Source organism: uncultured Rhodoblastus sp. (genome assembly GCF_903903185.1).
GTDB lineage: Bacteria > Pseudomonadota > Alphaproteobacteria > Rhizobiales > Beijerinckiaceae > Rhodoblastus.
This window is the reverse complement of record NZ_CAIUXT010000012.1, coordinates 1-10905: the sequence shown is the minus strand read 5'-3', so window position 1 is coordinate 10905 and position 10905 is coordinate 1. Positions and strand designations below refer to the sequence as shown.

13 protein-coding genes and 2 riboswitches are annotated in these 10905 nt (G+C 63.2%); of the genes, 10 read left to right on the top strand and 3 right to left on the bottom strand.

What is annotated here, in order from left to right; genetic code table 11:
- Nucleotides 1–142: 142 nt before the first annotated feature.
- Nucleotides 143–559: a large conductance mechanosensitive channel protein MscL gene (gene mscL / locus QZY01_RS00510; RefSeq protein ID WP_294532147.1), complete on the top strand. Its 417-nt coding sequence runs from the start codon at nt 143–145 to the stop codon at nt 557–559.
- Between the two features lie 246 nt (nt 560–805).
- Here the strand turns inward: mscL and gcvH are convergent, their stop codons facing one another.
- From gcvH to QZY01_RS00495, 3 genes are all read right to left on the bottom strand, one after another.
- Nucleotides 806–1183, bottom strand: coding sequence for a glycine cleavage system protein GcvH (gcvH, locus tag QZY01_RS00505; RefSeq protein ID WP_294532047.1), 378 nt, complete (start codon nt 1181–1183; stop codon nt 806–808).
- A 31-nt stretch (nt 1184–1214) separates the two neighbouring features.
- Complete coding sequence (gene gcvT / locus QZY01_RS00500; protein ID WP_294532044.1) at nt 1215–2354, bottom strand: glycine cleavage system aminomethyltransferase GcvT; 1140 nt, start codon at nt 2352–2354, stop codon at nt 1215–1217.
- Nucleotides 2355–2411: 57 nt separating this feature from the next.
- Nucleotides 2412–2509: riboswitch (glycine riboswitch) on the bottom strand.
- A 3-nt stretch (nt 2510–2512) separates the two neighbouring features.
- Nucleotides 2513–2619: riboswitch (glycine riboswitch) on the bottom strand.
- Between the two features lie 105 nt (nt 2620–2724).
- On the bottom strand, nt 2725–3189 hold the full coding sequence (locus tag QZY01_RS00495) for an invasion associated locus B family protein (RefSeq protein ID WP_294532136.1): 465 nt from the start codon (nt 3187–3189) through the stop codon (nt 2725–2727).
- 538 nt (nt 3190–3727) lie between these two features.
- On the opposite strand from QZY01_RS00495, the gene coxB reads away from it, so the two are divergent.
- The 9 genes from coxB to QZY01_RS00450 all read left to right on the top strand — a co-directional run.
- A complete protein-coding gene (gene coxB / locus QZY01_RS00490) occupies nt 3728–4687 on the top strand; it encodes a cytochrome c oxidase subunit II (protein ID WP_294532042.1) in 960 nt (319 codons plus the stop codon).
- A gap of 70 nt (nt 4688–4757) precedes the next feature.
- Nucleotides 4758–6452: a cytochrome c oxidase subunit I gene (gene ctaD / locus QZY01_RS00485; RefSeq protein WP_294532039.1), complete on the top strand. Its 1695-nt coding sequence runs from the start codon at nt 4758–4760 to the stop codon at nt 6450–6452.
- 57 nt (nt 6453–6509) lie between these two features.
- A complete protein-coding gene (locus QZY01_RS00480) occupies nt 6510–7442 on the top strand; it encodes a heme o synthase (protein ID WP_294532036.1) in 933 nt (310 codons plus the stop codon).
- Entirely contained in the window at nt 7442–7603 is a 162-nt protein-coding gene (locus QZY01_RS00475; RefSeq protein ID WP_294532034.1) for a hypothetical protein, read from the top strand. Before QZY01_RS00480 ends, QZY01_RS00475 begins: the two co-directional genes overlap by 1 nt.
- Before the next feature lie 5 nt (nt 7604–7608).
- Complete coding sequence (locus tag QZY01_RS00470; RefSeq protein ID WP_294532031.1) at nt 7609–8211, top strand: cytochrome c oxidase assembly protein; 603 nt, start codon at nt 7609–7611, stop codon at nt 8209–8211.
- A 53-nt stretch (nt 8212–8264) separates the two neighbouring features.
- Nucleotides 8265–9128, top strand: a complete 864-nt coding sequence (locus QZY01_RS00465; RefSeq protein ID WP_294532028.1) for a cytochrome c oxidase subunit 3 — start codon at nt 8265–8267, stop codon at nt 9126–9128.
- A 57-nt stretch (nt 9129–9185) separates the two neighbouring features.
- On the top strand, nt 9186–9548 hold the full coding sequence (locus QZY01_RS00460; RefSeq protein WP_294532026.1) for a DUF983 domain-containing protein: 363 nt from the start codon (nt 9186–9188) through the stop codon (nt 9546–9548).
- A complete protein-coding gene (locus QZY01_RS00455; RefSeq protein WP_294532024.1) occupies nt 9545–10315 on the top strand; it encodes an SURF1 family protein in 771 nt (256 codons plus the stop codon). The genes QZY01_RS00460 and QZY01_RS00455 overlap by 4 nt, the downstream gene beginning before the upstream one ends.
- Nucleotides 10316–10458: 143 nt before the next feature.
- The coding region (locus QZY01_RS00450) for a hypothetical protein (protein WP_294532021.1) at nt 10459–10905 on the top strand (447 nt) is incomplete at its 3' end.

Below are 10905 nucleotides of genomic sequence, written 5' to 3'. Positions count from 1 at the left end.
ATTGCGCCTTTCTCCCACGGGAACGATGGACGGTTCAGGCGATTGACCCGACGTTCGCCCACAGATTAATTTTCGCCGACCGCCCTGTTTTGGCGCTCCGCCCCGGGGGGAAGGCGCCACATGTTAGAAGTTTTTTAAAAAAATCGCCATGCGCGGTAATGTGCTCGAACTCGCCGTCGGCGCGATCGTCGGCGCCGCCTTCGGCAAGATCGTCGATTCCATCGTCAGCGACCTGATCATGCCGGTGATCGGCGCCGTCTTCGGCGGGCTCGACTTCTCCAATTACTACCTCCCGCTCAGCCATATCGACGGCCATCCGGCCTATGCCGACGCCAAAAAACTCGGCGCGGTGTTCGGCTTCGGCTCGTTTTTGACCGCCGCCCTCAATTTCCTGATTGTCGCCGCCGCCCTGTTTCTGCTGATCCGCGCCGTCAACAGGCTGGTCGCCGCCAAGCCCGCCGAGCCGCCGCCACCGCCGCGCGAGGTCGTGCTGCTCGAAGAAATCCGCGACCTGCTCGCCAGGCGCGGCGACGTCGCGCCAGTAACCCCCTCGCCTTGAACGGCCCCGCCACCCTGATGCCCCGCGCCCTCAGGAAGGCGACCCATAGGGCGTCGAAAGACGCCCGTCTCACGACGGTCTATGGGCGGCTGTCTGGAGGGCGAGGGGATCGTTGGCAGCGACTATGGCGCTTCGTGCGCTTCAGGATTACGCGTTGGCCCCTGGTTCGAGCCGCGCGCCAAAACGGCGCGCTCCCACCATGAAGGGGTAAGGCGGGGAGAAAGAAGGGTGGCCCGCCGAACCTCCTCACGCCTGCGAGGCGATCAGCGCCTTGTAGCCCTCCTCGTCGAGCAGGTCGTCGAACTCGGCGGCGTCGGCGATTCGGATCTTGAAGAACCAGCCCTTGCCCAGAGCCTCTTCATTGACCAGCGCCGGATTATCCTCCAGCTCGCCATTGACCTCGACCACTTCGCCGCCGACCGGCGCATAAACCTCGCTCGCCGCCTTGACGCTTTCGACCACCGCCGCATGTTCGCCCTTTTTCGGACGGGCGCCGATCTGCGGCAATTCGACGAAGACCACGTCGCCGAGCTGGCCTTGCGCGAAATCGGTAATGCCGACCGCGCCGATGTCGCCATCGACGCGGATATATTCGTGATCCTTGCTGTAATAGGTTTTGGACATCGGGGCCTCCAGGATCTGAAGTTTTGGGGACTCAAAGGTTTTTCGGGGCGCGGTGAAAGCGGTTGGGAACGAAGGGCAGGGCGACGACATGGGCCGCCAGCGGCCGGCCGCGCACCATCAGCGCCAGCGCCGTTCCCGGCGCGGAAAAAGTCGGCGGGACATAGCCCATGGCGATCGGGCGGCCGAGCGAAGGCGAAAAGCCGCCCGAGGTGACGATGCCGACGATCTCGCCGCGCGCATTGGCGATCTCCGCGCCTTCGCGCGCCGGGGCCTTGCCGTCGAGCGCGAGGCCGACGCGCCGGCGCGTCACGCCCTCCGCCAACTCGCGCTTGATGCGCGCGTCACCCGGGAATCCGCCCTCCTCGCGGCGGCGGCGCGAAATCGACCAGGCCAGCGCCGCCTCGACCGGGCTCGTAGTCGGATCGATGTCATGGCCATAGAGACAGAGCCCGGCTTCGAGCCGAAGCGAATCACGGGCGCCGAGGCCGATGGCGCGCACCGTTTCGTCGGCCAGCAGGGCGCCCGCGAGCACGTCGGCCTGTTCCGCCGGGACCGAGATTTCATAGCCGTCCTCGCCGGTATAGCCCGAGCGGGTGATGAACAGGTCGGCGCCGTTCCAGGCGAAATTTTCTCCCGACATGAAATCCATTGCCGCGACGCCGGGAACGAGACGCTCCAGCGCCCGCGCGGCGAGCGGCCCCTGAAGGGCCAGAAGGGCGCGCTGGTCGAGGATTTCGAGAGCGAGGTCGGGCAGGCTTTCCCGCAGACGGTCAAAATCCTGCGCCTTGCAGGCGGCGTTGACCACCAGAAACAGGCGTTCTCCCAGCGCGTCCGGCGCGAGCCTGGTCACCATCAGGTCGTCCAGAATGCCTCCTTCCGCGTTGGTGAACTGGGTGTAGCGGATTCGGCCCTGCGCAAGCCCCAGAATATCGCCGGGAACGAGGCGCTCGAATTTCCGCGCCGCGTCCGGCCCTTTGAGAATCGCCTGGCCCATGTGGGACACGTCGAACAGGCCGGCGCTGTCTCGCGTGAAAAGATGCTCGCCAAGGATGCCGCCGACGTAATTGACCGGCAGTTCATAGCCAGCGAAAGGCGTCATGCGGCCGCCAAGGGCGAGATGGCGGGCATAAAGCGGCGTGCGCGCGGGCTTTTCATTTTCTGGATGGGTCATGCGGTCTCCGGCACAGAGCGAGTCGCCGCCGGCGAAACCGGCGGAGCGAGTCGCCCCCTCTGTCTCGAGACCTGAAAGATTTCCCCGGGCGCGCCTGAACGGGCGACCGGGTTACCCCCGTCGGTGGGCGCCTGTCATGGCGCCGCTTTCCAGAGCGTCACCCCTTCGCGGTCCTTGGGCCTGAGCGTTTCCGGGGCGGTTGCGCCTTCGGCGCCGCCGGTTTCGCCTGCTGGCGATTTACGGCGGACTCTTCCGCGGAGGGTCTTGATCTGACGCGGCCACCATTGAGGAGCGCCGCACGCAAGTCAAGCCGGGTTTCTATCGAGCCCAGGTTTCCGGTCGAGCCCCATTTCGGCCGCGCCGGCTCCAGTCACGGCAGCTTGTCGAAACCTTCCTTGAAACCTTTGAGCGCCAGCGGAATGCCGATTCCCTCTTCAGGGGTCTGGAAAATGATGAAAGTGGCGCTGGCGCCGGCGCGCAACTGGTCGAGCAATTTGTCTTCCATCACCACTTCGGCGACGCAACCGGAGGGAAGGCAGCGGACGAAACCGGCGCGGCCGATATCGGCCTGATCGACCTTGAGGCCGAGGCCCGACGGGAGCAGGACGCCGAGCGGCGCGATGACGCGCAGCAGACGGCTCTTGCCGTCGGCGGTCTTGAGCACGATCACCACCAGATTGACGTTGGGCTTGTCATCGGCGGCGACGCTCTGCATCAAGGCGCATTGGTCCTTCGCGGCGCCGGGCGGCGTTTCGCAGCGCATTTCCCAATCGCCATATTTGCCCTTGACCACGCCCTGGGCGTCGGCCGCCGAGGCGGCCAAGGCCAAAGCCATGCCGAAAGCGAGACCGAAAATCGGACGCAAAAAGGGACCGGGAAAAGGACCCGGCGCCAACAGAGCCGCGTAAACAGATCTCAAGACCGATCCGCGACCGTTGCGATCGAACGCCATAATTCCTCCGATTTTCCGCACCGGCCAGACCCTTGGCGATTCAGGCTCCTGCGACCGAGGCCACACGCCTATCAAAAGAGCCGCGCCTGTCAAGCGCCGCGAATGGATTCGGGAGATTTGAGAGAGAATTGGCGTGCGCCCCGCAACGACAGGCGCGACCTTTTGCCGCAGGGCTCGAAAGTCAGGTCGGTTTTGCGCGACGAGGCCCGGCATCGCCGCCGCTTGGCGCGGATGCAGGCAGCGCACAAGGGCGTGACGGCGTTGTCAACCTGACTTCGGCGCCCTGCCTTCCTCCGCAAGGCATATTGATCCAGATCAAAGTTTGTGGTTGGGTCGAGGAAGGCTGAAAGTCTTAAAGTCCGCCGTCGGGCGGCGGGATCACGCGGCCACAGCGGCGCGCGCCAGCGGAACGGAAATGGCAATGCGCAATAAAAGTCCGGTTTCCGGCGCTCATTCGGCGATGTCCGCGCTCAGGCGCTACTCCCTCGCCGCCGGGTTCGGCCTTTTCAGTCTGGCGACCTGCTCGCCCTTTGCGGCGCTGGCGCAACAAGCCCAAAACGCCCAAAAAGTCATTGTGCAGGCGCCCGGCGACGGGTTTCCAGCCCCCGGCCAACTCGGGATGCAGACGCCCAATTCGCCGATCGCCGAGGAAATCCAGTTCCTGCACAATGACATCCTGATGCCGATCATCACCATCATCAGCCTGTTCGTGCTGGCGCTGCTGGTCTATGTGGTGCTGCGTTTCAACGAAAAGACCAATCCGACGCCATCGCGCACCACCCACCACGCTTTGCTCGAAGTGGCCTGGACCATCATTCCGGTGATGATTCTGGTGGTGATCGCCATCCCCTCCTTCCGCCTTTTGACCCATCAGCTGGTGATTCCGCAACCCGACGTGACGATCAAGGTCACCGGAAATCAATGGTACTGGTCCTATGCCTATCCCAAGGACCAGGGCGGCGGTTTCGGCTTCGATTCCTTCCTCAAGCCCGAAGACCAGATCGACCCGTCGAAAGGCGACATCTGGCTGTTGTCGGTGGACAACGAGGCCGTCGTGCCGGTCGGCAAGAATGTATTGATCCAGATGACCGCTTCCGACGTCATCCATTCCTTCACCGTTCCGGCTTTCGGCGTGCGCATCGACGCGGTCCCCGGACGCCTGAACACCGCCTGGTTCCGCGCCGAGCGCGAAGGCGTCTATTACGGCCAATGCTCCAAAATCTGCGGCAAGGACCACGCCTTCATGCCCATCGCCGTCCGGGTGGTCAGCGAACAGGCCTATGCCCTCTGGCTGGCGCAGGCGCAGAAGAAATTCGCCCAGGTCCCCAACTCCATGCCCGCGCCGGGGCAAGTGGCCGAAGCCTTGCAGAGCGGCAACTGAACGCGCCCACATTGAATGGGCCGGCGCCCGCGCGCGCGCCGTCCGAGAACCGAATTCGAGGTAATCCACCATGTCGGCCCAATTCGACTCCCTGCACGACGGCCTGAACCTGCACGCCCACGCCGCGCCCGACCATCCGACCGGCTGGCGGCGTTACGTCTATTCGACCAATCACAAGGATATCGGCACACTTTATCTGATTTTCGCGGTGATCGCCGGCGTCATCGGCGGGGCCATGTCGATGGCCATTCGCGCCGAACTGTTGAACCCCGGCATCCAGATTTTCCCGGCGCTCGCGCACCTTCTGCAGGGCGCCGATCCGTCCATGGCGGTCGACGCGGGCAAGAATCTCTACAATGTCTTCATCACCGCCCATGGCGTCATCATGATCTTCTTCATGGTCATGCCGGCGCTGATCGGCGGTTTCGGCAACTGGTTCGTGCCGATCATGATCGGGGCGCCGGACATGGCCTTTCCGCGCATGAACAATGTGTCGTTCTGGCTGTTGCCCGCGTCGTTCACGCTGCTGTTCCTGTCGCTGTTCTTCGAGGGTTCGCCCGGCATGAAGGGTTTTGGCGGCGGCTGGGTGATCTACCCGCCGTTTTCCTCCAACGCCGGCGCGCCAGGCCCGGCGATGGACTTCATCATCCTGTCGCTGCATCTCGCCGGCGCCTCGTCGATTCTCGGCGCGATCAATTTCATCACCACCATTTTCAACATGCGCGCGCCGGGCATGACCCTGCATAAAATGCCGCTGTTCGCCTGGTCGGTGCTGGTCACCGCCTTCCTTCTGGTGCTGTCGCTGCCCGTTCTCGCCGGCGCCATCACCATGCTGCTCACCGACCGCAATTTCGGCACCACTTTCTTCGATCCGGCCGGCGGCGGCGACCCGATTCTGTTCCAGCACCTGTTCTGGTTTTTCGGTCACCCGGAAGTCTATATTCTGATCCTGCCGGGCTTCGGCATCATCTCGCACATCATCTCGACCTTTTCGCGCAAGCCGATCTTCGGCTATCTCGGCATGGCCTACGCCATGGTGGCGATCGGCTTCGTCGGCTTCATCGTCTGGGCGCATCACATGTATACGGTGGGCCTGTCGCTCAACACCCAGCGCTATTTCGTCTTCGCCACCATGGTCATCGCGGTGCCGACCGGCATCAAGATCTTTTCCTGGATCGCCACCATGTGGGGCGGCTCGATCAGCCTGCGCCCGCCGATGATCTGGGCCATCGGCTTCATCTTCCTGTTCACCGTCGGCGGCGTCACCGGCGTGGTCCTGTCCAACGCCGGCGTCGATCGCGCGCTGCACGAGACCTATTATGTCGTCGCGCATTTCCACTACACGATGTCGCTCGGCGCGGTGTTCGCCATTTTCGCGGGCTTTTACTACTGGTTCCCGAAAATGTCCGGCTACATGTATAACGAGTCGCTGTCGAAATGGCATTTCTGGGTGCTGTTCATCGGCATCAACCTGACCTTCTTTCCCCAGCATTTCCTTGGCCTCGCCGGAATGCCGCGCCGCTATATCGACTATCCCGACGCCTACCACCTGTGGAACGAGGTCTCCTCAATCGGCTCCTTTATTTCCGGCGGCTCGATGCTGATCTTCTTCTATTGCGTCTACGACGCCTTCAAACGCAAGGTCCCGGCCGGCGACAATCCCTGGGGCGTCGGCGCGACGACTCTGGAGTGGACACTGTCTTCGCCGCCGCCCTTCCATCAGTTCAGCGACCTGCCGCGCATCGCCGAAGACGCGGCCCATTAAGTTTTCGCAAGCGGCAAAAGGCCACTTCGCGTCCTTCGCCAACGGAGCGAAAGTTAAATGAGTCTCGTTACCGAAAGCGATGTCGGCCTCGCCTCCTCCGGCGCCAGCCCCTCCGATTATCTGGCCCTGCTCAAGCCGCGCGTGATGTCGCTGGCGGTCTTCACCGCGCTGGCCGGGCTGTTGATGGCGCCCCAACCGGTCCATCCTGTGCTCGGGCTGATTTCGCTGCTGGCGATCGCGGTCGGCGCCGGGGCCTGCGGCGCCCTCAACATGTGGTATGACGCCGACATCGACCGGCTGATGGCGCGCACCGCCGGCCGTCCGGTCCCCTCCGGGCGGCTCGCCGGCGGCGAGGCGCTCGCCTTCGGACTGGTGCTGTCGTTTTTCTCGGTGCTGACTTTGGGCCTTTGCGCCAACTGGCTGGCCGCCGGCCTTCTCGCCCTGACCATTTTCTACTATCTCGTCGTCTATACAATCTGGCTCAAGCGCGCGACGCCACAGAACATCGTGGTCGGCGGCGCGGCCGGCGCGCTGCCGCCAATGGTCGGCTATGCGGCGGCGACGGGTTCCTTGAGCCTGTCGAGCCTCGTGCTGTTCGCCATCATCTTCGTCTGGACGCCGCCGCATTTCTGGTCGCTGGCCCTCGTCAAGTCGCGCGATTACGGCCGCGCCGGCGTACCCATGGCGCCCAACGTCTGGGGCCCGAACGCCACCCGCACGCAGATCCTGCTTTATGCGCTGGCGCTGGCGCCGGTCGGTCTGCTGCCCTGGATGCTCGGCTTCGCCGGATCGGCCTATGGCGCGGTCGCGGCCCTTGGCGGCGCCGGCATGATTTTCGGCAGCTTCATGGTGTTCCGGGTCCGGGACGGCGATCGGGCGAAGAAGATCGCCCTGCGCAATTTCAGCTTTTCGATCCTCTATCTTTTCGCGCTGTTCGCCGTGCTGGTGCTCGAGCGGATTGTGGCGATCTGGACCGGAGTCGTCTGGTGATGCCGACCGAATTTATCGTCAAGCCGCTGACGCCCGAGCAGGAGAAGCGCCGCCGCCAGCGCAACATCGCCATCGCCGTGACGCTGGCGGCGCTGATCGCCATTTTCTACGCCATGACCATCGTCAAGCTCGGCCCCAACGTCTTCATCCGGCCGGACTGACCCTCATGAAGCGCGAGCCCGGTCCAAACAACCCATCCAGCGCGCCGCGGAAAACCGCCGCCGCGCTTGGCGCGCTCGCGCTGGTCATGCTCGCCGCCTCCTTTGCCTCGGTTCCACTCTACCGGCTGTTTTGCGCCGCCACCGGTTATGGCGGCGCGACCCGGACCGCCGAAAGCGCGCCGCCAACGCGGGGCCTGCGCCTGATTTCGGTGCGTTTCGACGCCAATGTCGCGCCCGGCCTCGACTGGCGCTTTACTCCGGAAACCGCCGAGGTGCGGGTGCGCCCCGGCGAGACCGTGACGGTGTTCTTCAAGGCGGAAAATCTCTCAAGCCACGCCAGTTCCGGGCTGGCGCGGTTCAACGTCACGCCCGATCAGGCCGGCGCCTGGTTCGACAAGATTTCCTGTTTCTGCTTCACGCAACAAAAACTCGGACCGCACGAGTCGGCGGAATGGCCGGTGGTGTTCTTCCTCGATCCGAAGCTCGAACAGGACGAATCCATGGCGTCGATCGAGGCCATCACGCTGTCCTACACTTTTTTTGCGCCGCCAAAGGCGGCAGACTCCGGCGCGGCGGAGATTTCGCCCGGCCCGCCGGGCAAGAGCTGAACGCGAAATTTTGATCATACGCCCGCCAGATCGGGCGTAAGGGGAGAATGAACATGGCCGACGGTCACGCCAAGCCCAATCACGATTACCATCTGGTGGCGCCCAGTCCCTGGCCGTTCCTCGGCTCGCTGTTCGCGCTCATCACCGCCATCGGCGCGATTTTCTGGATGAAGCATATCGATATCGGCGGCTTGAAGCTCGGCGGCCTGATCTTCGGCTTCGGCTTCATCGCGCTGCTCGCCATTTTCGGCTTCTGGTGGACCGATGTGATCCATGAGGGCGAAACCGGCGACCATACGCCGGTGGTCCAGATCAGCCTGCGCTATGGAATGATCCTGTTCATCGCCTCGGAAGTAATGTTCTTTGTCGCCTGGTTCTGGGCGTTTTTCGACGCCAGCCTGTTTACCGGCGAGGCCAAGCAATATGCGCGCGTCGCCTTCACCGGCGGCCATTGGCCGCCCAAGGGCATTGAGGCGATCGATCCGTGGCATTTTCCGCTGATCAACACCCTGATCCTGCTGACCTCGGGCACGACCGTCACCTGGGCGCATCACGCGCTGCTCGAAAACGACCGCGAGGGGCTGAAGAAAGGCCTGACGCTGACCATCCTGCTCGGCCTGCTGTTCACCAGCATCCAAGCCTATGAATATTATCACGCGCCCTTCGCCTTCAAGGATTCGATCTTCGGCGCGACCTTCTTCATGGCGACGGGTTTTCACGGTTTTCACGTCATCGTCGGCACGATTTTCCTGATCGTCTGCCTGATCCGCGCCAAAGCCGGCCAGTTCACGCCGACCCAGCATCTCGGCTTCGAATTCGCCGCCTGGTACTGGCATTTCGTCGATGTGGTCTGGCTGTTCCTGTTCTCGGCGATCTATGTCTGGGGCTCCTGGGGCGCGGTGATGGCCGAGAAGTGAGGTTTCGATCTCGATTCCCTCTCCCCGCAGGGCGGGGAGAGGAGGAAGGCACACCCAATGACCGCGCCGCCCTTCCCCACCCGCGCCGCCTTGCTCGGCAAATGTCCACGATGCGGCGACGGCAAGCTGTTCGACGGCTTCCTGACCCTCGCCCCGGCCTGCGACCGATGCGGGCTAGATTATGGGTTCGCCGATTCCGCCGACGGCCCCGCGGTTTTCGTCATCCTGCTGGCCGGCTTCCTCGTGCTCGGCCTCGCGCTGTGGGTCGAACTGGCCTATGAGCCGCCGTTCTGGGTCCATCTGGCGATTTTCCTGCCGCTCACCGTCATCGTCTGCCTCGGCCTGCTACGCCCGCTCAAAAGTTTCATGGTGGCTTTGCAATATCACCACAAGGCCGAAGAGGGCCGGCTGGAGAAATGAGTTTTGGCGCGACTTTGCGCCGCCACTGGGCGCTGTTGCTTTCGACCCTGCTCGGCGTCGCTTTGCTGTGCGGCCTCGGGATCTGGCAATTGCAGCGACTGCACTGGAAGGAAGCGGTGCTGGCGCAAATCGCCGCCCGTCTCGACGCGCCCGCAACCGCGCCGCCCGATCGCGAGAACTGGGAGCGGCTCGATCCCGATGATTACGATTACCGCCGCGTCCGCCTGACCGGAACCTTCGATCACGCCATAGAATCCTATCTGTTCCGCGCCTCCGCCACCGGCGCGGCGGGCGATGGGCCGGGCTACGAAATCCTGACCCCGCTCAGACTGGCGGATGGCTCGGCAGTCATCGTCAATCGCGGCTTCGTTCCCGCCGAACTGCGGGACCCCGAGCGCCGCACAGCCGGCCAGATCGCCGGAGAGACGACCCTCACCGGGCTGATGCGCCGACCCGAGGCGCGCAACTGGTTCACGCCCGCCGACGAGCCCGACAAGAATCTCTGGTTCACCCGCGATCCCACCGCTTTGGCCGCGCATTGGGGCCTTGCCGGCGTCGCGCCTTTTTCGATTGACGCCGACGCGGCGCCAAACCCCGGCGGCTGGCCGAAAGGCGGCGCAACGGTGCTCAAAATCCCCAATAACCACCTGTCCTACGCCCTGACCTGGTTCGCGCTCGCCGCGACCTTGCTGGTCGTCGCCGTCGTCCTGCTGAAGCATTCGATCCGGCTCCAAAAACCAGAAGACCTTAATAATACAGATATATAAATACCATCATCGCGATTTGTTCGGCGAATTCATTTTCCGACGCCGTTCCATTGGGGCTTCACTTAAATATTAAGAAAACATCAATTTCTTGTCATCGTTAGCGGCCAAGCTTCCGGCGTCCCGTCCTTAATCAGGGTTCGCTCATGTTCAAATCCGCTTCGCTTTCATTTTTGGCGCTTGTCGCCGCCGCTTCCGCCGCTCAGGCTGGACAAATCGGCGATGTTTTCGTCATTGCGCTGGAAAACCACAACTTCACCCAGCCCTCGACCTATCATTCCACGCAACAAATTTTCGGCAATCCCGCCGCGCCCTTCATCAACAGCCTGATCACCGCGGGCAATCCGAATGCGGTAAATGTATCCTACGCCAGCAATTATACCAACGTGCCGCCACAAACGGCCGGGAGCCCATCGGGCGCGGGCAATGTCCATCCTTCCGAGCCGAACTATCCCGTTCAATTCACGATGGTTCGCTTTTTCGCGCCTTTTCGATGCCGTCGGTCTTGGGGCGCACGTCATCGACCAGCTTTTTCACCGCCTGATGAACTTTACTTTGATGAACGCGCTGGAGAGATCGGGGGGATGGATCGG

Coding starts and splice junctions, on each gene's coding strand:
- coxB (WP_294532042.1), top strand. CDS start 3,728: ATGCGCAATAAAAGTCCGGTTTCCGGCGCTCATTCGGCGATGTCCGCG.
- QZY01_RS00460 (WP_294532026.1), top strand. CDS start 9,186: ATGACCGCGCCGCCCTTCCCCACCCGCGCCGCCTTGCTCGGCAAATGT.
- QZY01_RS00495 (WP_294532136.1), bottom strand. CDS start 3,189: ATGGCTTTGGCCTTGGCCGCCTCGGCGGCCGACGCCCAGGGCGTGGTC.
- QZY01_RS00475 (WP_294532034.1), top strand. CDS start 7,442: ATGCCGACCGAATTTATCGTCAAGCCGCTGACGCCCGAGCAGGAGAAG.
- gcvH (WP_294532047.1), bottom strand. CDS start 1,183: ATGTCCAAAACCTATTACAGCAAGGATCACGAATATATCCGCGTCGAT.
- QZY01_RS00465 (WP_294532028.1), top strand. CDS start 8,265: ATGGCCGACGGTCACGCCAAGCCCAATCACGATTACCATCTGGTGGCG.
- QZY01_RS00480 (WP_294532036.1), top strand. CDS start 6,510: ATGAGTCTCGTTACCGAAAGCGATGTCGGCCTCGCCTCCTCCGGCGCC.
- gcvT (WP_294532044.1), bottom strand. CDS start 2,354: ATGACCCATCCAGAAAATGAAAAGCCCGCGCGCACGCCGCTTTATGCC.
- QZY01_RS00470 (WP_294532031.1), top strand. CDS start 7,609: ATGAAGCGCGAGCCCGGTCCAAACAACCCATCCAGCGCGCCGCGGAAA.
- QZY01_RS00455 (WP_294532024.1), top strand. CDS start 9,545: ATGAGTTTTGGCGCGACTTTGCGCCGCCACTGGGCGCTGTTGCTTTCG.
- ctaD (WP_294532039.1), top strand. CDS start 4,758: ATGTCGGCCCAATTCGACTCCCTGCACGACGGCCTGAACCTGCACGCC.